The sequence below is a fragment of the Desulfatitalea alkaliphila genome (assembly GCF_022968795.1).
Classification (GTDB): domain Bacteria; phylum Desulfobacterota; class Desulfobacteria; order Desulfobacterales; family Desulfosarcinaceae; genus Desulfatitalea; species Desulfatitalea alkaliphila.
This window is the reverse complement of sequence record NZ_JALJRB010000004.1, coordinates 75604-95905: the sequence shown is the minus strand read 5'-3', so window position 1 is coordinate 95905 and position 20302 is coordinate 75604. Positions and strand designations below refer to the sequence as shown.

At 58.6% G+C, this 20302-nt stretch carries 17 protein-coding genes; 3 read left to right on the top strand and 14 right to left on the bottom strand.

Annotation, left to right across the window (positions count from 1 at the left end):
- Nucleotides 1–174: 174 nt before the first annotated feature.
- From MRX98_RS05410 to MRX98_RS05400, 3 genes are all read left to right on the top strand, one after another.
- The gene (locus MRX98_RS05410) at nucleotides 175–579 is read left to right on the top strand and encodes a roadblock/LC7 domain-containing protein (RefSeq protein ID WP_246903727.1); all 405 of its coding nucleotides are present in this window, start codon (nucleotides 175–177) and stop codon (nucleotides 577–579) included.
- A 65-nt stretch (nucleotides 580–644) separates the two neighbouring features.
- Nucleotides 645–1253 carry a GTP-binding protein gene (locus tag MRX98_RS05405; RefSeq protein ID WP_246903725.1) on the top strand — a complete coding sequence of 203 codons (609 nt, stop codon included), beginning with the start codon at nucleotides 645–647 and terminating at the stop codon, nucleotides 1251–1253.
- A gap of 10 nt (nucleotides 1254–1263) precedes the next feature.
- Nucleotides 1264–1896 carry a hypothetical protein gene (locus tag MRX98_RS05400; RefSeq protein WP_246903723.1) on the top strand — a complete coding sequence of 211 codons (633 nt, stop codon included), beginning with the start codon at nucleotides 1264–1266 and terminating at the stop codon, nucleotides 1894–1896.
- 24 nt (nucleotides 1897–1920) lie between these two features.
- On the opposite strand, the gene MRX98_RS05395 is transcribed toward MRX98_RS05400, so the two are convergent.
- The 14 genes from MRX98_RS05395 to MRX98_RS05330 all read right to left on the bottom strand — a co-directional run bounded on the left by MRX98_RS05395 (nucleotide 1921) and on the right by MRX98_RS05330 (nucleotide 20068).
- Nucleotides 1921–2967: an ABC transporter substrate-binding protein gene (locus MRX98_RS05395; protein ID WP_246903721.1), complete on the bottom strand. Its 1047-nt coding sequence runs from the start codon at nucleotides 2965–2967 to the stop codon at nucleotides 1921–1923.
- Nucleotides 2957–3754 carry an ABC transporter ATP-binding protein gene (locus MRX98_RS05390; RefSeq protein ID WP_246903719.1) on the bottom strand — a complete coding sequence of 266 codons (798 nt, stop codon included), beginning with the start codon at nucleotides 3752–3754 and terminating at the stop codon, nucleotides 2957–2959. The genes MRX98_RS05395 and MRX98_RS05390 overlap by 11 nt, the downstream gene beginning before the upstream one ends.
- Before the next feature lie 10 nt (nucleotides 3755–3764).
- On the bottom strand, nucleotides 3765–4580 hold the full coding sequence (locus tag MRX98_RS05385) for an ABC transporter permease (protein WP_246903717.1): 816 nt from the start codon (nucleotides 4578–4580) through the stop codon (nucleotides 3765–3767).
- A 10-nt stretch (nucleotides 4581–4590) separates the two neighbouring features.
- The gene (locus MRX98_RS05380; protein WP_246903715.1) at nucleotides 4591–5352 is read right to left on the bottom strand and encodes a sulfite exporter TauE/SafE family protein; all 762 of its coding nucleotides are present in this window, start codon (nucleotides 5350–5352) and stop codon (nucleotides 4591–4593) included.
- Nucleotides 5339–5971: a HAMP domain-containing protein gene (locus MRX98_RS05375; RefSeq protein WP_246903713.1), complete on the bottom strand. Its 633-nt coding sequence runs from the start codon at nucleotides 5969–5971 to the stop codon at nucleotides 5339–5341. Before MRX98_RS05375 ends, MRX98_RS05380 begins: the two co-directional genes overlap by 14 nt.
- Complete coding sequence (locus tag MRX98_RS05370; protein ID WP_246903712.1) at nucleotides 5968–6933, bottom strand: AAA family ATPase; 966 nt, start codon at nucleotides 6931–6933, stop codon at nucleotides 5968–5970. The genes MRX98_RS05375 and MRX98_RS05370 overlap by 4 nt, the downstream gene beginning before the upstream one ends.
- 25 nt (nucleotides 6934–6958) lie before the next feature.
- On the bottom strand, nucleotides 6959–7996 hold the full coding sequence (locus MRX98_RS05365) for a chemotaxis protein CheB (protein WP_246903711.1): 1038 nt from the start codon (nucleotides 7994–7996) through the stop codon (nucleotides 6959–6961).
- A gap of 37 nt (nucleotides 7997–8033) precedes the next feature.
- Nucleotides 8034–9473 carry a response regulator gene (locus MRX98_RS05360; RefSeq protein ID WP_246903710.1) on the bottom strand — a complete coding sequence of 480 codons (1440 nt, stop codon included), beginning with the start codon at nucleotides 9471–9473 and terminating at the stop codon, nucleotides 8034–8036.
- Nucleotides 9470–14122, bottom strand: coding sequence for a chemotaxis protein CheA (locus MRX98_RS05355; protein WP_246903708.1), 4653 nt, complete (start codon nucleotides 14120–14122; stop codon nucleotides 9470–9472). The genes MRX98_RS05360 and MRX98_RS05355 overlap by 4 nt, the downstream gene beginning before the upstream one ends.
- Before the next feature lie 11 nt (nucleotides 14123–14133).
- On the bottom strand, nucleotides 14134–14487 hold the full coding sequence (locus MRX98_RS05350) for a response regulator (protein ID WP_246903706.1): 354 nt from the start codon (nucleotides 14485–14487) through the stop codon (nucleotides 14134–14136).
- 63 nt (nucleotides 14488–14550) lie between these two features.
- Nucleotides 14551–15105, bottom strand: coding sequence for a chemotaxis protein CheW (locus MRX98_RS05345; RefSeq protein ID WP_246903704.1), 555 nt, complete (start codon nucleotides 15103–15105; stop codon nucleotides 14551–14553).
- 65 nt (nucleotides 15106–15170) lie between these two features.
- Entirely contained in the window at nucleotides 15171–16412 is a 1242-nt protein-coding gene (locus tag MRX98_RS05340) for a chemotaxis protein CheB (protein WP_246903702.1), read from the bottom strand.
- A gap of 303 nt (nucleotides 16413–16715) precedes the next feature.
- Entirely contained in the window at nucleotides 16716–17804 is a 1089-nt protein-coding gene (locus MRX98_RS05335) for a DUF4388 domain-containing protein (protein WP_246903701.1), read from the bottom strand.
- A gap of 173 nt (nucleotides 17805–17977) precedes the next feature.
- Complete coding sequence (locus MRX98_RS05330; protein ID WP_246903700.1) at nucleotides 17978–20068, bottom strand: 6-phosphofructokinase; 2091 nt, start codon at nucleotides 20066–20068, stop codon at nucleotides 17978–17980.
- Nucleotides 20069–20302: the final 234 nt, after the last annotated feature.

Here is a 20302-nt window from a genome sequence, read left to right as displayed (position 1 = left end):
TCCTTGTTTTTGTTTGACACCATTGCCGCATTTCATTATACTTGCCTGAACTAAAAGCGTATTCTAGCCTTTCAGGGGCATACGCTCCCTCCGAAGGCAATGATTGGCGCCACCGCACGCAAAGGATTAGGCTCGACACAGGTTATTCAATTCATTCCTAAAGGAGGAAGATCATTGTCTTATATACTTGACCAAGAACAGTTGGAGGGCATCGAAGAGGTCCTGCAAAAGGACCTGATGGACCTGGGCTTGAAGTGCGTGATTCTCATTGACATGGCCGGCAACATCATCGCCAATTTGGATAACGGACAAGTCGGGCATGACGTCTATTCCCTGGCGGCCCTGGCCGCCGGCAATTTCGGTGCGGTTTGCGCCATGGCGGCCATCATCGGAGAGGACGACTTCGCCTTGCTGTTCCACAAGGGCAAGAGCGAAAACATCCACTTCAGCAAGGTCATGGATGATTTCCTGCTGGTAACCATCTTCGGCAACGACGTTTCCCTGGGGTATCTGCGCCTGAAGGTCGACGAATCCATCACCAAGCTGGGTAAGATATTCGAAACCACCCGGCAAGTGTAACCCCCCGGCCACCCATCGGTGGTGTCTTCGCGAAAGACGCATAACCCTAACGCAAGGATGGCCGCGTGGCGGTTGTTAATATTCGCAAAAAGGAAGTGCAGATCAAGATCGTTTACGTCGGACCGGGTCGAGGCGGCAAAACCACCAATCTGGAATACCTCTTCAGCAAAATCCGGCACCGCATCGAATCGGACATGGTCAGCATCAAAACCCAGGGGGATCGGACGCTGTTCTTCGATTTCCTACCCTTCGAACTGGGCCAGATCCAGGGTTATCAGATCAAGACCCAGCTTTACACCGTACCGGGCCAGGTAAAATACAACGCAACCCGCAAGCTTGTCCTCAAAGGGGTGGACGGCGTGGTCTTCGTCGCCGACTCGATGGTCGCCATGCGCGAGAAGAACATCGTGGCCCTGAAAAACCTCGAGGAAAACCTGGCCTTCTACGATATCGACCTGTATGATCGGTTCCCGATCATCTTGCAATACAACAAGCGAGACCTGGCGGAAAACGGTATTGATATACTCGATGTGGATACCCTGCAGCAGGACTTGAATGCCCGATTGCAAGCGCCCTTCTATGAAGCCAGCGCCGTAAATGGGGTCAATGTGATTGCTACTGCCAAAAAGGCCATATCCACAACGATCGTTTCGATTCAAGAGCACCTTGGATAGGAGGTCGGCATTGGACAAATCAGCGAAAGACCAACTGGTGAACGATATTGAAAACCGTTTGGACGACTTCTTCGGAGACGAGGACGATCCGGAACCAACTGCCGAGGTGCGCCCATCAATGGAAAAACTGAAATCGGCGGTTCTCTCCATCGATTGGGAAATCACCGATGCATGTCTCAACGATCTGAAAAGCGAAGTCGAATCTCTGCTGCCCTATTATGAAAAGGAACCGGTGACCCACGCCCTGCTGCGCATGCTGCGCGCCCTGGGCGGCTATATTCGCAAACGCAAAGCACAAGCCCATCAGGACGCCATCAAGCGGGTGATGTCGGTTTTCGCCAGCCTCGAGTCCCTGGTGAACAACCCGCAGATGGACGAATCCCGGCGGCGGCAATTGGTGAGCAAAGAGATCATCGCCTTTAAAAAACTCAAAGAGCAGGTGGAGCAGCGGCGCGTCGCCGCGTCGGCGGCCGATGGCGCGGCGACGGGAGAAAAAGCGTCCCTCGATGTGCACGCCATCCTGGAGCACCGGCAATTCCAAGATGCGGTGAATGCCGTTGAAGCCCGCCTCAGTTCACAAGTCGCCGCCCTCAAGGCCGAATTGGCCTCTTTGCAAGAGGAGATCAAGACGCTGAAGCATTAATGCGACTTTATTGTTTCGCGAGCCCTAAGGCATCAGAATATCCTGCAACTGACGGATACCGGAAAGGTCGACCTCGCGGGCGAAACGGTCCTCCACCAACCCTTCGATCCGCGCACTGCCCGCTAGGCCGAAGGCCGTCATCAGATCGGCCAATTCTTGCATCTCCTCCTGCCGCGGCCGATATTGATCGAACACGACACGGTCGGCAGGGGTGGTCAAAGCGAATTCAACCAGCTCTAAAGGTTGTCCCCAGTAACGGGCGGCGATTCCGGCGGCCTCCTGCAAATGGTCCCGGGCCCACAAACCGGAACGCACCGCCCCCTGCACCAATGCTTGCACCAGATCAGGCTGTGTGTCGATGAACCGCTGGTTCACCAGCAGCAGGTTGCATATAAAGCCGGGCCAAACATCCTCCAAATAGGTCAGGACCTCACCGTCGCCGCTCTTCATGCTTTGGGCGGCGAACGGTTCACCCACAAGGTAGCCATCCAGGGCGCCGGCGGCCAGCGCGGAAGCCATGTCGGGCGGGTTCATCTCAACAATGCGCAACCCGGGTGCGGTTCCCGCATCGCGCATCATCCGCAACAGGGCCAGGTGATGGCCCGAAAAACGCATCGGCACGGCAACACTGCGACCGTCCAGGTCATTGAGGGTGCGCACCGCCAAATCCTTGCGGACCACGAAGGTGCTTTCATGTCGGTTGCCGATGTAAACCACCCGCACATCGGCCCCCTGCTGGTGCAGCACGATGGACAGGGGGGCGATGATGAAGGCGGCTTGAATGTTCCCGCCGCGCAATGCTTCGGCCATCTCGGCGAATGAGGAGAACTTGACCGCGCGAAAGCGCACCGGGGCGGTCTGTGGGCCACTGGCGGCGTCCAAAAGGGGGGCGGCCAAATTGGTGATGACCGGCATGTACCCCATCCGAACGGTGGGCCGCTGCTCATGATCGGTGTTGAAGGCGTAATGGGCGGCACTGATCGCCACGGCCCAGGCAACGGCCATCCAGAAAACCCGCCAGGGATGGGATTTTTTGAGACGAGACAGCATGGAAAGGCCTTTAAACGGCATACGGCACTCCCAGCATCAGGAAGATTTCGCTGCGCAGACGACTTAATCCGGGGTCTTTTTCAAAGTTCCGCGGACGCGGAAAATCAAGCACATGCACCAGCTTGATGGCCGATGGCCGGCCGCTGAGCACCACGATGCGGTCCCCCATGATCAATGCGTCATCGATGTCATGGGTCACGACCAGGGTGGTCTTGCGTAAGAATTCGTGCATGTTGACCACCTCTTCACGCATCTTCATGTGGGTCAGAAAGTCCAGGCCGCTGAACGGTTCGTCCATGATCAACAGGTCGGGATTGACCGCGATGGCCCTGGCCAACTCAGCCCGTCGCTGCATGCCGCCGGACAGTTGGTGAGGGTAGTAGTGTTCGAACCCTTCCAATTCGACCATCTCCACATGTTCCTGGATCCGGGAATGTTTGTCTTCCTCATCGTCGATATGACGCAGTCCCAGCCCCACGTTCTCGTAGACCGTCATCCACGGATAGAGGCCGCTGTGTTGAAAAACGAAGATCGATTGATCCGAAGGGCCGCGCACTTTTCTCCCGCCCACCTTCACGGTGCCGTAGGTAGGCGCTTCGAAGCCGGCAATGATGCGCAACAAGGTGGATTTACCGCAACCCGAAGGCCCCAGGATGCAAACCATTTCGCCCTCTTCAAAGGCCAGGTTGATATTGTTGAGCACCAGCACGTTGTCACCGGAATGCTCCTCGGGGTCGTGCATGGTGCGCGGTTGGGTGCGGCGTCCCACATAGATCTTGGTCAGATTATCGATTTGGATATGGCTCATACCATCCCCGTCACCTTTCGTGGCGCCCCCATTGGGAAGACTCAACTTGGCCCAGGCGTTTCATGATGCCGTCCAACATCAAGCCGATCAAACCGATGACGATCATCCCGTTCATCACAAAATCCATTCGCAAGGCATTGCGGGCGTCCAGAATCAGATAACCCAAACCGGACTGCACGGCGATCATTTCGGCGGCCACCACCACCAGCCAGGCAATGGTCACCGTCATGCGTAGCGCGGTGATCACCTCGGGCATAATGGCGGGCAAAATCAGCCGCGTCAAAGTTTCCCGGCGACTGAAACGGAAGTTGGCGGCCACCTGGAAAAAGGTGGGATTGATGTTTTGCACCGCGATGGTGGTGCCCACCACCATGGGAAAAAAGCTGGCAAGGAAAATCAGAAAAATAGCGGGTGGATCGCCGATGCCGAACCAGAGCATGGCCAGTGGGATCCACGCCAGGGGCGAAATCGGGCGCAGAAAATGGATCACCGGATTGAGAAACGAACGAGCGGTGAGATTGCGCCCGAGACAAATCCCCAAAGGCACGCCGAGCAGCACCGCCAAATAGAAGCCGACGGTCACCCGGTAAAGGCTGGCGACCGTGTGCCGCACCAGCGTGCCGTCGCGCAACAACTCGATGAAGCTGAGGATGACCGCCCAAGGGTCCGGAAAAACATGCACGCTCCAACCGCTGGCCCGCGCCAACAATTCCCATATCACCACGATCGACAAAAACGAAAGCAAGCCCGAGCGTACAAAGCGGTTGCCCGTTTCCCGTTCGTACAACGGGGTCTCCTTCAATGTCGGTTTACCGTCATCATCCATGGTGGCAACATCAATAAGAGTTGTAGATCAGATGGATGCCGATCAGGGTCAGTAAAAAGATAAAGATCTCCTTCAACACCCGTTCATTGATCCGTAACGCGATTTTGGGTCCGATCTGGCCGCCGATCAACACCCCGGGCACCGCCCACATCAGCAGGGCGCCATCCACCCGCGCTCCCATGGCGAAGTGAAAGCCAACCCCGATAATGCACGTTCCCAAGATCGTGGCGATACTGGTGGCGACGGCCACGGCCATGCGCATCCCCAGCTTGTGGCGCATCAAGGGCACGATCCATTCTCCGATACTCACACTGAGCATGCCGCTGGCCACCGCCATGCCGGACACCGCCCAGCCGTAACGCACGGCGCGTTTCGGCTCGGCCCGTGCTTTCCCGCTATCGTCATAAGCTTGATGCACCGACACGAACACCAGGGCCGTGACCAGGGTGAGCAGGCCGAGCAACAACTGGATGTGGGGCGGCGACATGTTTCTTGTCAACCAGGCGCCGACCGCGATACCGGGCAGCGTGAAAACCAGCAGCAGCAGCACCAGTCGGCCATCGATGCTGCTTTTCCGCCAGTAGGCGATGGTGCCCGAACCCATGCCGGCGGTTTGGATGAGCAGACTGGTGAGCACCGCAGTGCCCGGGCTGATGTGCAGCACCAACATCAGAAACGGCATCCAGAAGATGCCGCCGCCGATGCCCACGGTGGAGGAGACCGTGGCAATGAGAATGCCCACGGGAAAGGCCGACCAACTATCCAGCGGCATGCCGGCCCTCCACGCTGTAAAATCGAAAATAGGTGATCACTTCCTCCAGCAAGGCCAATTCCTGCTCCAGCCGGTCGATCAACTCGGTGAGTCGCCGCAAACGATCCTCTTGCGCCGATGCCATGGTCAGTTCTTGCCGGGCCTGGCGGGTCAGTTCCCGCCCGTTGGCACAGGTCCCCTGGGACAACAGAATGATCTCTTGCAGATTACTGGCCATTTCATTGATGACCCCGCCCAGTTCCGCCAACTCGTTGTCGGAATGGATGCGGATGGTCCGGCTCAAATCGCCCCCGGAAATTTTACGGGCCAAATCGATCATGTGCTGCAATGGTTCGGTGATGTACTTGATGAACATGATCAGCACGATCAGGCTGACCATCAGAATGATCACCACCATCAGCAATGCTTTGCTGCGCATGCGGTCGATGGGGGCGAAGATGGCCTCCTGGTGCTGCTCTTCCAGGCCATAAAGCCGGATGTTGTCCCAAATCTCGGTTTTGAGCGCACCGCGATGGAAATCGACCAGGAACTCCACGCCGACCATGGCGGCGGCAAAGCCGATCAACAAAAAATAGATGATCATGGTACGCTGCAGGCTGTAGCCGGATCTTTTTTTCATCGCGCAATGGGTCGGGCCGCTTCCTGTGACGGATCGGACGCCCTGATCATCTCCTTTGCCAGTTGCCCATATTGCAAACCGGCCTTGCTCTGAGCGTTGTACGCCAACACCGGGGCACCCATAATCTGGGCCTCCCGGACACGCGGATCCAGTTCAATGATCGTCTCGAAGGTCCTGTCCGCATACATCCGGTTGAGTTTGGCACAGATCATCTTGGAAGCCGTGTTCTCTTTCTCGAACATGGTGATCAACACCTTGGCGGTGATGGCCGGATTGGTTTTGGCCTTGATCAGTCCGATCAACTTCAAAATCTGGTCGATGCCGTGGGTGGACAGGTAGTCGCACTGGCTGGGAATCACCACCTGATGGGCGGTGGTCAGCGCATTGAGGGTCAGAAACTCAATGGAAGGCGGCGTATCGATGACGATGTAGTCGAACCGCTCCTTGATGGGCAACAACCGATCCTTGAGAACGAATTCGAAGTTGGGGGCGCCGAAATACTTCTTGTTGAGCAGGACCATGTTCTTATTTGAAGGAAAAAGCCATAAATTCTGGTACTTTGTTTGCACCAGGGACTCTTCCAGACTCTCGGCGCCACCGCTGAGCACTTCGTAAAAGGAGACGGTCTCTTTGTACCCCAGGGAGATGGTCAGGTTGGCCTGAACATCGAAATCGACCAACAGCACCCTTTTGCCCTCGCGTGCCAGAGAGAACCCGAGGTTGAGGCAGGTGGAGGTTTTGGCCACGCCCCCCTTTTGATTGCTGACCGCCACGATGTTGGCCATGTCTGTCCGCCGCTTGGTGGCCGCCAGATCCAGAAAACGAATCTCTTCGACCCGCACCGGGCGATAAGCGGAGAAAAGATGCCGGCATTTGGTACAGCGGGCAATGAACCGAGGCTCCTGAACGAGTCGGTCTTCCAGGTCGTATTGGGTTTGGCAATTGGGGCACACGACAATCATGGACAGCTCCCCCTTGAAAATCGGGTTAGGACAAACAGGTTTCAATGGTGCCGGGCAATTGGACTTCGTCCACTATGGTATTGACCGTGCCTTGGGCAATGGCGTGTTCGGTCAAGTTGGGGTAGACGCAGCAACTGGCATCCTGGGCGATGGTGTGGCCGCCCCGCGAGCGGATATGGGCGAAGCCGACCGCACCGTCGTCGCCGATGCCGGTCAACAAAACACCGATGGCATGTTGGGCGAACACATCGGCCGCCGAGCTGAAAAACTGGTCCAGAGGCCGATCCACCGCGGTTCCCAAACGTATGCAGGGTATTCCCTCTTCGTTTTTCCCGATGCGCAAAGCGCTGCGATTGGAACCGATGTAACAACAGCCCTGACGCAAAACACGACCATCCTCCGCAGGTTCGATGCACCAGGGTACGTGCTGGTCGAACTGCTTGGCAAAGGCCGGCAATATTTGGGGTGCGATTTCCTGGACCACCACAACGGCGGCCGGCAAGGTGGGTGCCAAACGGGTCAACAGGCGGATGACGGTGTTGGGGCCGGTCAAACTGGTGCCCAAGGCCACCAGGTTCCGGGCGACGGGCGGCGGGTTGCTTTCATCCCACGCCGAACCGTCCGGCTGGGTCTGCATGCGCACCCGGCGAATGTTATCGAAATTGACGCCGCTGGCGATCTTGACGCGGTCGATGATCTGGCGGCGGGCCTTGTCCATATCATCGGACATACCGCCCGATGGCTTGGGCACGAAATCGACCACCCCCAGGCGCAGCGCTTCGAAAGTCACCGCGCCGTCGCTAAAAAGGGAGCTGAGCACCACCACCGGCACGGGCGATTCGATCATGATGTGGCGGATGGCTTCCAATCCGTCCATCCGTGGCATATCGATGTCCAGGGTGATCACATGGGGTGCAAGGGCCTTGATCTTTTCCAGGCCGTCGAGGCCGTCACGGGCGGTGCCGACCACATTCAGGCCGGGATCCGATTGCAGGATCTCGGTGATGGCCTTGCGCATGAACAGGGCATCGTCGACAACTAAAACTTTGATCGCTTCTTGCATGGCATCAGACTCTCTGTTTGGATTGAACGCCGTCCCTTCAAGTACAATGGCGCGACAGCACGTGGGCCAGATCCTTGGGGTCGAACAGCTCCGTGATCAGATCGTGGGCCATCGCCGGCGCCATTGTGGCCGGCAAAATCGCCTTTTCGACTTTGGGCGACAACACCCTTCCCCCGGCATCACGAACCGCCCGCAGGCCTGCAAGGGCGTCCGGTGGTCCGCCGGACAGCAGGCACACGACGGTCCGCCGTCCATAGATCTCGGCCGCCTTGCTCAAAAAGAGATCCAAGGTGGTGTCATGATCGCCTTCCGGTCGGGGGCCCAGAAGCGGTTGCAACATCCTGCGACCGCCTAAATCCCGCACCGTCCATCCCTGCCCGGTGGTGCCCACATAGCAACGCCCGGCGCACAGCGGCGAACCGGCGGCCAACACCTTGACATCGTACGGGGAGCGCGCGTCGAGGTATTCGGACAAAGTCGGCGCGAATTGAGGGGGAACCGATTGCAACGAAACCACGACGGCCCGCGCCTGGCGCGGCAGGGAGGTGAGGGTGTTGACCATTTCCAAGTACCCGCCCACCCCTGAAAGGGTCACCAGCAAGGTGTCGCCGGGCACCGTATCATCCACACGGATCTTCTCCTCGGGGCGCAACCGCGGCATACGCAACCGCCGAAACCGGTCCACCCGAGTGTCCACGGCCAGATGGACCCTTTCGACGATGCGTTGTTGCTGGAGCAGGATGTTGCGGTTCTTCACCGGCTTGCTCATAAAATCCACCGCTCCGAGGTTCAGGAACGATAGAATCGTGGCGTAGGACGAGGAGGCCAGGTTGCTCATGATCAGGACCGGGCAGGGGCTTTCGATCATGATATGTTTCAACGCCGTGCTGCCGTCCATCACCGGCATGTTGACATCCATGGTGATCAGATCGGGTTCGAGTCGCTTCATCATGGCCAAGGCCTCTTCCCCGTTCTTGGCATTGCCCACCACCTGAATGCCGGCGTCGGCTTCCAACATGCTGCCCAAAATCTTGGACATGATGGCCGAATCGTCCACAATCAGGACCCGGATCGGGGCTTTTGCGTCGGCCGTCGCCGCTTGGGCGTCAACGGTCCGGTCAACCTGCGCTTTCTCATCGGCCCGTCGCGCGGCCTCCATCAGTAAAAATTGATAAGGTTCCTTGATCGTGGCGCTGCTCTGCCAGGGGGCATCCAAGGTTTCAAACCGACCGCTTTGCCATCCAAGAATGGTGAAAAAGGCATCCACGCCGGTGACCGAACCGTATTCGGCATGAACCAACTCCCCATCACGCACATATATGGTGCCCTGTTCATCCTCCTGACGCACACGAATGCAGAGACTGGCACCAGCCAGGCAGCACATCTGTATGATATCGGTCAATTGGATATTGCGCAGGGTGCCGGCGAATCCGCCGGAGCGCTCTTCTTCGACCGTTCGCTTCACGGAGTTCATCATAAGGCAACCGCTTTCGTTCTACGGGTATGTTGGGCGATGGCCAGATGGATCACTTCCGCCACATCCAAAATCAGGGAAATACTGCCGTCGCCCAAAATGGTGGCGCCCGAAAAACCACTTCGCTCCTGCAAATAGTCCTCAAGCGGCTTGATCACCACCTCCTGACGTCCACGCAACTCATCCACCACCAGCCCCACCTGTCGCGAACCGACATTGACCACCACGACGAACAGTTCCCGGGTATCCGCAGCCGTTTCGGCCATTTTAAACACCCGGGCGACGCGGATCAGCGGCAGCGTGGTTTCCCGTAAATAGTAGATCTCCATGCCTTCCAGGGTCGAGATTTCGTTCTGGTGGATGCGCAGCGTCTCATCCACGGCGGACAGCGGGATGGTGAAGGTCGACCCGGCCACCCGGACCAGCAGGGCCTGAATGATGGCCAGGGTCAAGGGGATGCGGACCCGGAACACTGTGCTGTGGCCGGGGGTGCTGATGATTTCGATGGTGCCGTTGAGTTTTTCGATATTGTCCTTGACCACATCCATACCGACCCCGCGACCCGAGGTGTGGGTCACCGCATCGGCGGTGGAGAAGCCCGGTTGCATGATCAGGGCGCGAACCTGATCGTCACTCATCTCCGCCAACTCGGCGGAAGAGACGAATCCTTTGGTCAAGGCACGCGCCTTGATCTGTTCGGCATCGATGCCGCGCCCGTCGTCACCGGCCTCCAGCACAACGTAGTTGCCCTCGTAATACGCCTCCAGACGCAGTGTACCGGTTTCCGGCTTGCCTTTGCGCGTCCGTTCGGACACCGGTTCGATACCATGGTCGACGGCATTGCGAATCAAATGCACCAACGGATCGGCAATCTGTTCGATCACCATGCGGTCCAGCTCGGTCTCTTCACCTTGAATCTCCAAAGACACCTTTTTGTCCGTGTTGCGCACCAGGTCGTGCACCAATCGCGGATATCTGCTGAACAACTGTGCAATGGGCAACATGCGCACCTTCATGACATTTTCCTGCAGCTCCGATGTGACACGCCCCAGGGCGACCGTGGCCTCGTTGACGCGATTGGTCAGCGATTGGATGATTTTCAACTCAGCGTTGTTCAACCTTTTGGACTGCTTGAGATCCAGCTGCATCTCACGCATCTCCATGAAAAGCTGGTTGAAACCGGCCCTGTTGACGACCAACTCCCCCACCTGGTTCATCAATGTGTCGATCTTGGCGGCATCCACCCGAATGCTCTGTCTGGCCAGTCGATCATGCAACCGATCGCTGCGGCGGCGCCCCGCCATGTAACCGCCGGTGGGGCGGTCCCCTTCCAGCGAAGATGAGGCGGCCATCTCGGCGGTGCCCAGCATTTCGGCCAATGGCATGGGGGTCAAGGGTTTGCGCGGAATCCGGCTGCCTTGGCCATCGGAAAACAGAAGCGATTCCAGGTCGATTCCATCGGATGGGGTGCGATCGGCCTGTGGCGGTGTCGCGGCAAACGACCGCGCAACCGGTGGCAAATGGTCCGACACCCCCTCCACCTCGGACAACAACTCCTTGGCCACATCCATATCGGCCAAACGATCCCCATCCTCGTTGTCGTCCACGGCGATCTTGGCATCGAAAGCGTTTTCCAGCAGTGCCAGCAACGCCTGTTCTTCATCGCCCGGGTCTTCCACCGCAAAGGGGGCCAGTGTCGCCGGCGGTTCCTCGGCTTCCAGTGACGGCAACGATTCGGGTGCAGGCGTTTGCACCGACGCCGCCTGGATTGCATCGTCGACTTCCGTAACAACCGTACCGGGTGCTTCCAACACCTCCGGCGACGCAGCGGTTTCGGGCGAAGCGCTGAAATAAGCGCGAACCTGCGCCGCGCGGGAGTGTGTCAGGCGGTCCCAGTCCGCCATTGCCGACTGCGACACGGCCCCGGGAACCCCCTGCTCCCAATTCTGCAGATCCTCGTGCCACGCATCATAAATCGCCATGAGGTCATCATACCCCATATAGTTGGCGGCGGCGCGCAGCCGAGCAAGCCATTCCCGGGATAGAGCAATGACCGGCCCTGCGGATGCTCCCGCGCCCCATTGCGCGGTGGCACCCGCCATGGCGGATAGACCTTCGTTGAGCTGTGCCATGAATATGGCGAACAACGGCGCGTCATGGGGTTCCTCGTAGACAGCCGCTTGCTCCGGTGGCGATACCGCGGAAGGGGCTTCCGGGAGTGGCTCGGTGAACACCTCGCTCTGTGCTGCGACCGCCGGCGGTTCGCAGGGAGGGGCTTCCACCGGCGTTGATGCCAACCAACTGTCGATACCCGCCACCAGATCATCAATGGGTGACTGTTCTTGGCCATGGTGCATCAAATCGCCGACCAATGCCCCCATCCGGTCATGGCCGGCCATCAACAGATCGCCGACGGCGGCATCGATGGTTCGCTCCCCGCGCCGCAAAAGGTCCAGCAGGCTTTCCAGCTTGTGGGCCAAATCGGCGATGCGGGCCATGCCCAGATACTCCGATGCACCTTTTATGGTGTGAACCGCTCGAAACAGATCATTGAGGCTCTCGCGAGGATCGGACTGGTGGGCCAGCCCCAACAGGTTGCCCTCTACGGCCTCCAGATGCTCGGTGGCCTCTTCGATAAAATCGTTGAGCAACCCGCCGTCCGCCGACACTTCCGTGGCTTCGGCCGCACGCTCCTCCGAAGCCGCACGCTCCTCCGAAAAAATGCCGTCCACCAGCGGGGTGTCTTCCGTACCGGTGTCAGCCGTCCCGGCATCGGACGGCGCTGCGGTAGCCGGCGCTTCCTCGGCCGGCGGGATCACGTCCAGGGCGGCCAGGGCCGGCACCTTGGCGAACATCCCGCGCACACGATCCATGTAGTGCCGGGTCACTTCCTGTTCAAAAGCCGGCCAATCCACCGATCGGCCCGCGGACAACCGCTCTTCGGTCGCCGTCAGCGCACCGGCCCACTGATCATACACCTGCCGAAGCTTGTCGTACCCCATGTAATTGGCCGACGCCCGCAGCGTCTGCAACCGGTCCGCGTAACGACCCAGTACCTCCGCCGGCGCAGACGCAGCGGCCAGCGAACCGCTTTCGGCCACCAGGGCCGACAAGCCCTCCTTGAGCTGATCGGCGAAGATACCGAACAACTCCTCATCGTACTCGTCCCCGAATGGGTCGCTGTCCACCTCACCTTCCGTGTCACCGGCGCCCTGCTCGGCCGTCACCGGCACCTCAGCGCCGCAAAAACCGTCGATGCGTGCCACCAAATCGTCGATGCCGGTCCGCTCGGCATGATGGCGCGTCAAATCGTCCACCAAACGACCCAACCGATCATTGGCGCCGATCAGCAGATCGATCCCCGCGCCGTCCAGCACCCGTTCTCCGCGCCGCAGCAGGTCCAGAAAACTCTCCAGCCGATGCGTCAGCTCCGAAATCCGCACCAACCCCAAATATTCCGCAGATCCCTTGATGGTGTGAATCGCTCGAAACACCTCGTTGAGCACCTGCCCGTTGCCCGGCTCCTGTTCCAAACGCAACAGGTTGCGCTCCGCGCCCTCCAGATGCTCGCCGGTCTCTTCAATGAAATCCTGCAACAGGGACCGGTCCAAACCATTCGTTTGGTCCAACCCGATCCCCCCGCTGTCTTCCGGCGTCGGCTCGGTGTCCTCCTCGAGCAAGGCTCCGTCGGAAAACAAGGCCAGTTCTGGGCCGGCCGCGGCGTCATCCTCCCCAACGGCCTGCGCATCCGCCGGCGCCAATTCCAATCCAATATCGTCCAAGGCCCAAAGATCAGAGGCAGCCCCCTCCGATCCATCGGCATCGGTGGCCGGCGCTGCCGCAGCCGGCGGGATCACGTCCAGGGCGGCCAGGGCCGGCACCTTGGCGAACATCCCGCGCACACGATCCATGTAGTGCCGGGTCACTTCCTGTTCAAAAGCCGGCCAATCCACCGATCGGCCCGCGGACAACCGCTCTTCGGTCGCCGTCAGCGCACCGGCCCACTGATCATACACCTGCCGAAGCTTGTCGTACCCCATGTAATTGGCCGACGCCCGCAGCGTCTGCAACCGGTCCGCGTAACGACCCAGTACCTCCGCCGGCGCAGACGCAGCGGCCAGCGAACCGCTTTCGGCCACCAGGGCCGACAAGCCCTCCTTGAGCTGATCGGCGAAGATACCGAACAACTCCTCATCGTACTCGTCCCCGAATGGGTCGCTGTCCACCTCACCTTCCGTGTCACCGGCGCCCTGCTCGGCCGTCACCGGCACCTCAGCGCCGCAAAAACCGTCGATGCGTGCCACCAAATCGTCGATGCCGGTCCGCTCGGCATGATGGCGCGTCAAATCGTCCACCAAACGACCCAACCGATCATTGGCGCCGATCAGCAGATCGATCCCCGCGCCGTCCAGCACCCGTTCTCCGCGCCGCAGCAGGTCCAGAAAACTCTCCAGCCGATGCGTCAGCTCCGAAATCCGCACCAACCCCAAATATTCCGCAGATCCCTTGATGGTGTGAATCGCTCGAAACACCTCGTTGAGCACCTGCCCGTTGCCCGGCTCCTGTTCCAAACGCAACAGGTTGCGCTCCGCGCCCTCCAGATGCTCGCCGGTCTCTTCAATGAAATCCTGCAACAGGGACTGGTCGGCCATGCCGTTCTCCTTTACAGTTTCCCGATCAGCTCGATGATGGCCCGGGCATTGTGTTTGTTGACGTATCCCAAGGCGCCAAGCCGTTTGACATCCTCGCTGTATTTGTCTTCATCCAGGTTGGATAAGAAAATGATGTGTGCCTCCGGATCGATGGCGCGAATCTCGCGAGCCGCTTCGAAACCATCCATTTCGCGCATGGTGATGTCCATGGTGACGACATCGGGCTTAAGGACGATGTACAGTTCGATCGCCTCCTTGCCGCTCTTGGCTTCACCGGCCACGATATGGTTTTCATCCATCAGTGTCTGCCGGATCATTTTGCGCATGATGGAAGAATCGTCGACGATTAAAATGCTTTTTCCCATTTTGATAATTCCTGCTGGATGATTGCCGCAGGTCCACGGCGGTCAACGGTATTCTGTCTTTGGTTACCCCTGTTGCCGCTTCTGTTCCGCCAAACGCTTGATTTCGTCCACAGCCAAAACCCGGTTGAAGTCGAGAATGACCATGGTCTGATCGGCCACCGGCGCCAACCCGGCGACGTATTCCCGCTTCACCTCCCCGGGGATGGTATCGGCCGGCGGCTCGATGGCGGCGGCCGGCACTTTCAGTACGCGGGTGACACGATCCACGAGAAACCCAGTGACCCGTCCGCCGATATTCAGGATGAGGGTCCATGCCTCCGCCCCCTCACCGGCGGAGGCCGCCAAGTCCAGGCGGCGCCGCAAATCAAAGACCGGCACGATACGCCCCCGCAGGTTGATCACGCCACCGATGAAATCGGGTGTGTCCGGAACGGTGGTAATGGCGACCTCCTTTAAAATCTCTTGAACCGCCAGGATGTCCGTCCCGAAAAGTGCTTCGGCGAGGAAAAAGCCCACCATCTGCACCATGTCCTGCTCTTCCTGGACCGCGAAAGCCCCGTCATCCATATCGAGCAGATCCTCATCGGAAATGACCGGGATTTCATTCAACTCGTTCATGCATCGCTCTCCTCGTCCGTCGCCGCGCAACAACGGGCCGCTGCCGGTCCATTGCCGAACGGGCACTAACCCCCATTGCCAAGGGCCGTCAAATGGGCGTTGATGGCGCCGGCCATCCGTTTGTCGCTCACCAGGTTGGCCATATCGTATTGATCGGCAGCCTTCATGGGTGTTTCCTTGAACAGGCAGCTGCCGGGATCTTGAATGAAAACGGTCCCACCGCCGCCGATCACAGTCCCCAAGCCCGCCAAACCGTCATCGCCGGCACCGGTTAAAATGATACCGGTGGTGTTGGTGCCCATCAAACGGGCCGCGTCGCCCATAACTCGGTCGATGGCGCCGTCCGGCCGGCAATTCGCCTCGTGGTACCGCTTGAATCGAATCTGCCCGACCTCCCGTATAAAGGTCAAGGGTTCGCCGGCCGCCGCCAAATAGCATCTTCCCGGGTGGATCGCCACCCCGTCCGCCGCGCGCTCGATGGTCAATCGGCTGCATTGGTCCAAGTAGCGGGCAAAACCGTCCAGGTGTTGTGCCGGCTGGTGCATCACCGCCACATAGGCCGCCGGCAAGCGGGGGTTGAGACGCGGGATGACGTTGAGCAGGGCGCCGTATCCCCCCTCCGCCACGCCCATAACCACCAGGGATCGAAAGGGCGAGGAGGGGTCCGACAACGGCGCCTTTTCCTGTGATGGGCGCCGCAGATAGCGGACCGATTCCATCTGGACAGCCGCCGCCATTTCGATCTTGCGAATGATCTCCAAGCGCTGCGCCTGCAGATCGCCCCCCCGGGCGCGGGATGGCTTGGGTAGGAAATCGATGGCCCCATACTTGAGGGACTCGAAGGTTTCCGTGGCCCCTTCCTGTGTCAAGGCACTGATCATCACCGTGGGTACGGGATGCTGAATCATGATGTGCTTGAGGGTCGTCAATCCATCCATGACCGGCATATTGATGTCCAGGGTCACCACATCGGGCTTCAAGGAACCAAGCAATTCCAAAGCCTTACGACCATCCTCGGCCTCGCCCACCACCTTTTTGCGACTGTCCGATTCGATGATTTCGCGTAAAACCCTGCGAATCATTTTGGAATCGTCCACCACCAGAATCGACAACGGTTTGCCCGCCGTCCGGGGTGGATTGCCGCCGCTGATTAAATTGGCCTGGGCCGTCTTGCCGCCGGGTTTGCGACCGCCGGTCACCGTGAGCACTTCGTGACACACATGGCACTCAACGCGGCAATCGCCATCCCGAATCCGGGATGGATCGACATTGAGCCGGGTGCCGCACTCTTCGCAAAACAGAATCATCTTGTCCGCCCAACACCTCCGCCACCGGCAATTCGCACTCTTGAAACATCCGACGCAACCCACCGGATCCTGTGGCGGCGGTTCGAAGTTGCTTTCGGGTTCGCCTACCCTCGGTCACCGCACGCCTTCCTTGCGGCGAACGGGGCGTTTTGCGCGGAACCATGTTCCGCCCCACGCCGAACAGCCGGCATGCGTCGTCCTTGGGGCGGCAACGCAATTCATCCCCCGGCACCCTTTGAAGGATACCGCATCATTCCCTTTATCGGTCCGTCTTGTACAAATCTTTAATGAAAGCCTGGACTTTTATGCTTGGACCGCTTCGTCCAACTTGCGCAGCCCTTCCATCAGCAATTCCATGAACATGCCCAGTTCCGGCAAGGCCATCTGCTGCTCCGTCAGACCGGGCACGAATTGAAAGCGGCCCTGCTTTTCGCTCAAAATGCCGAAGAAAGCTTCCTTGTCGATTTGGCGGCCGTAAGCGGCCTCGACGACGGCACCACCGCGGAACAAGATGGTGGCGGGCCCCTTGGGTAAATTGAGCCGCAACGTACCGGTTTTCTGATTGTAATTGAGTGTTTGAAACAGCTCCACCGGCGGCATTTGCGACAGCGTACCGGTCATGCCCGATGAAAACTCCTTAGAGATCATCACATTGGACCTGGCCAAACGCCTTGACAGCAGCCGGGCGAAATACATTTGCAGTGATGGGAAGCGATTGAGTACCTTCAGGAAATCCTGCCCCTTGATGAACAGCACCGTGGTCGGCTCGACCACCTTGATGGTGGCGCCGACGGGATCGCCGCTGATCAGGCTCATCTCGCCGAACACCTCTCCGTTGCGCAGCTTGGTGATACTGATGCCGTCCTGATCCATCACATTGACCACTCCGGAAAGGATGATATAAAGATTCTTGCCCAGATCGCCTTTGCTGATGATGGTCTCGCCCGGACGGTACTTTTTCAGACGCAACAAAGAGACAAAATCGCGCAAGCTCCTCTCATCCAACGTCTTGAAAATGGAAAAATTGCTGAGAATGGCGGCGATCGTGGCCACGTCGGTGCCGTGCTGCTTGATGTCCTCAACCAGGGCGATTGCCACGCCTTTTTTGTGCTCCAGCTTGATCTCTCCTTGGCATTTGCCGCAGGAGACCACCCGGTCCGGAATGCGGTCCACCCGCTCATGCTCCACCAGGATTCGGGTCAACGCCGTGATCAGGGTGCGGCACTCCCGCCGCTTGGGGGGCATGTCGATAATCACCGTCGATATGAACTTACTGCCCTTGTTATGTTCCAGCAGCAAGGCATTGCCGGTGATCTTGAACTCATCGCCCTCCTGGTAAAAAGGGCAACCGGAAACGTCCACCACTCTGAAAATCGCTTCTGTAAAGCTCATCGTGCCATCCGTCGGAGCATCACCAACGCTCCTGTTCAATACCCGGCCGTTTTCCTTCAAACACCAAGAATCACCTGTTATCGACAATCGCTTTCGACCACAGCCCTTCGTGTCCCTTAACGGGTTCCGACACTCGTGCGTTGAAAACCGCCATCCCGTTGCACCGCCGGCTGTCACGCAATGGCGTTGAGCCGCAGGGTGATGGGCCGATCCTCCTCCTTGTCGCTTTGGAGCAGGATGGGACCCGGCCTTCGAAATTGATCGCCCCCGGGCACGGCTGCCAGCCACGGCTCGCGGAAGGCCTTTACCACTTTGAAGGCCGGCGATTTGATATCCACCAGACTCTTTTCCAGTACCAGCGTCAGCCGCCCCTTGCGCTCTTCGAGCCGCATCAAAGGGGCGATGGGCACGCCCAACGGCTCCCACTGGTCGAACCCATGCTCCAAATTGCGTATGGTGGCCATCTGGCCGGTGGCACCATTGGCAATCAGGCTGAAAACCGTCAACCCCAAGTTATAGGTATAGGTGCAGTCGAACCAGGTGGGATCGGTTCCCCGACCGTCATACCCGTAAAAATGGGTTTGCGTTTTGAACTGGGGCACGGAGGCCTTGTAGATTTTTTCGATGGCTTCCGGCACCGCCTCTTCCGCATCCAGAATATCGGCCGACACCAAGGCATTCTTCAGCGTGCGCAACGAAATAATGTTCTCTTTGAGCAGCAAATGCCCGGGCTGGTCGTAGTTTGCGAACAACACCGGGCCGTAATAATCGGGGTCCAGGCCGGCGCGGTGCAGTATTTTCCGATAGTAATCATGGGTAATCCCGATCCTGTATTTTCCCTGGTCCCGCAAAATCCGCAAATAATCCTTGACCAGATCCAAGACCAACTTTTCCGTGGGAATCTGGGAGAACTGAAAATTGCCGTGGCTGTCCCGTTCGGTCAACAAGCCCTCCTGAAAAAAGTCGGGCAGGTCGTTGAAAAGTTCGTCGTCCCGCGCGTTCCAGATGTTGGGTGCCAATCCCGGCGCCGGATCCCGCACCAAACGCCCTAAATAATCCAGTTTCTGGGAGAGCAGGGGGAAACTGGCATGGAAATCCCGGTCGTGGGTGAAGTTGTAATTTGCGATGATCGTGTTCAGCTTGACAATGAACACCTCGATTTCGTTGATGAATTCCAACAACCCCTCGGGTATCACCAATATACCATAGTTTTTTCCCACCGCCGCCCGTTGGACGATGGCATCGCAGATAACCCGCGACAGGTGACGCAAGGTCATGCCGTAGGCGGTGTAGTCCACGGTACCCGCCTGCCGTGCCTTTTCCAAACGTTGCCGGTCGACGTAATCGGCCAAATCCTCACCGATGAAGGTCAGGTTGGCGTGGGTCTGCAAGGCCACCTCCAGCGCCAAATGGCTGGCCACGCGCCCCATGACCCGGCAAATATGCCAATACTTGATATCCGAGCTGCTGTCGTTGCTCAAGTTGCTGATCGCCTGGGCAAAGGCACGGGCCGCGGAGTGAAAACCGAAGGACATGGCGCACAATATCTTGCCGTCGGCATCGCGCACCTGGATGTCGCCGTCGATGGTCTTGGGCACCCCGATGATCTGAACCTTGCTTTCAAACAGCTCCTGGGCCAGAAAAGCGGCATTGGTATTGGAATCGTCACCGCCCACCACCACCACGGCATCCAGACCCAATCCCAAAATCGTATCCTTGGCCAATGCCATCTTTTTGGGCGTATCGATCTTGGTGCGGCCGGTTCTGATCATGGTGAAGCCCCCCAGGTTGCGGTATGCATCCACCAGGGCGTCGTCCAATTCCACATAATCCCCTTCGATGATGCCGTCGGGCCCCACCAGAAAACCGAAAATGCGACTGTCGGGGTTGGCCCGCTTGGCGGCATCGTAAAGCCCTGCAATCACATTGTGCCCACCGGGGGCGGGCCCTCCGGAAAAAACGATGCCGATGCGGCGTGCCCGTTGAAATGCCTTCCGCCCATCTTCAACGGCCTGGTCTGGCGGGACGATGCGCTGCACCGGATTGCCGATAATGTCCGGCAGTTCCCGACGCGCTTGCACATCGATCTCGAAACGATACGCTTGCGCCGGCTCGACCCCGGTCCAGTCGTTCTGAAAAACCCCGCAAGTCGGTGGGCGGTATGCCAACCGTTCCTTGACCGATTCGCTGATCGGCGATGTGGCGTGTTGTACCTCGGCATTCTCCAAGAGCAGGCGAATATCATCCGGAGTGGATTGCGACACGGCGACCTCCCCCTTTATGGCTTGGCGGTTCGAAAAGGCGCCCAACACCGACGGGCTGTACGCATAAGAATTTGTTTTTAATACCAGTTCTGCAAAAGGAAAGTCAAGCGATTTGGGGAAAGCGGAATTTTTGGAGACCCACGGTTTTCTGTGGGGCGAAAAGGTGGCAACCACCACGATCCAACACCATATATTGTATCCCTATACTGATTTTTATACCCTCCCTTGGGCTTT

Bases quoted from the DNA above. Each gene is read 5' to 3' on its own strand.
- MRX98_RS05395 (WP_246903721.1), bottom strand. From the start codon at position 2,967: ATGCCGTTTAAAGGCCTTTCCATGCTGTCTCGTCTCAAAAAATCCCAT.
- MRX98_RS05390 (WP_246903719.1), bottom strand. From the start codon at position 3,754: ATGAGCCATATCCAAATCGATAATCTGACCAAGATCTATGTGGGACGC.
- MRX98_RS05385 (WP_246903717.1), bottom strand. From the start codon at position 4,580: ATGGATGATGACGGTAAACCGACATTGAAGGAGACCCCGTTGTACGAA.
- MRX98_RS05380 (WP_246903715.1), bottom strand. From the start codon at position 5,352: ATGCCGCTGGATAGTTGGTCGGCCTTTCCCGTGGGCATTCTCATTGCC.
- MRX98_RS05375 (WP_246903713.1), bottom strand. From the start codon at position 5,971: ATGAAAAAAAGATCCGGCTACAGCCTGCAGCGTACCATGATCATCTAT.
- MRX98_RS05370 (WP_246903712.1), bottom strand. From the start codon at position 6,933: ATGATTGTCGTGTGCCCCAATTGCCAAACCCAATACGACCTGGAAGAC.
- MRX98_RS05365 (WP_246903711.1), bottom strand. From the start codon at position 7,996: ATGCAAGAAGCGATCAAAGTTTTAGTTGTCGACGATGCCCTGTTCATG.
- MRX98_RS05360 (WP_246903710.1), bottom strand. From the start codon at position 9,473: ATGATGAACTCCGTGAAGCGAACGGTCGAAGAAGAGCGCTCCGGCGGA.
- MRX98_RS05355 (WP_246903708.1), bottom strand. From the start codon at position 14,122: ATGGCCGACCAGTCCCTGTTGCAGGATTTCATTGAAGAGACCGGCGAG.
- MRX98_RS05350 (WP_246903706.1), bottom strand. From the start codon at position 14,487: ATGGGAAAAAGCATTTTAATCGTCGACGATTCTTCCATCATGCGCAAA.
- MRX98_RS05345 (WP_246903704.1), bottom strand. From the start codon at position 15,105: ATGAACGAGTTGAATGAAATCCCGGTCATTTCCGATGAGGATCTGCTC.
- MRX98_RS05340 (WP_246903702.1), bottom strand. From the start codon at position 16,412: ATGATTCTGTTTTGCGAAGAGTGCGGCACCCGGCTCAATGTCGATCCA.
- MRX98_RS05335 (WP_246903701.1), bottom strand. From the start codon at position 17,804: ATGAGCTTTACAGAAGCGATTTTCAGAGTGGTGGACGTTTCCGGTTGC.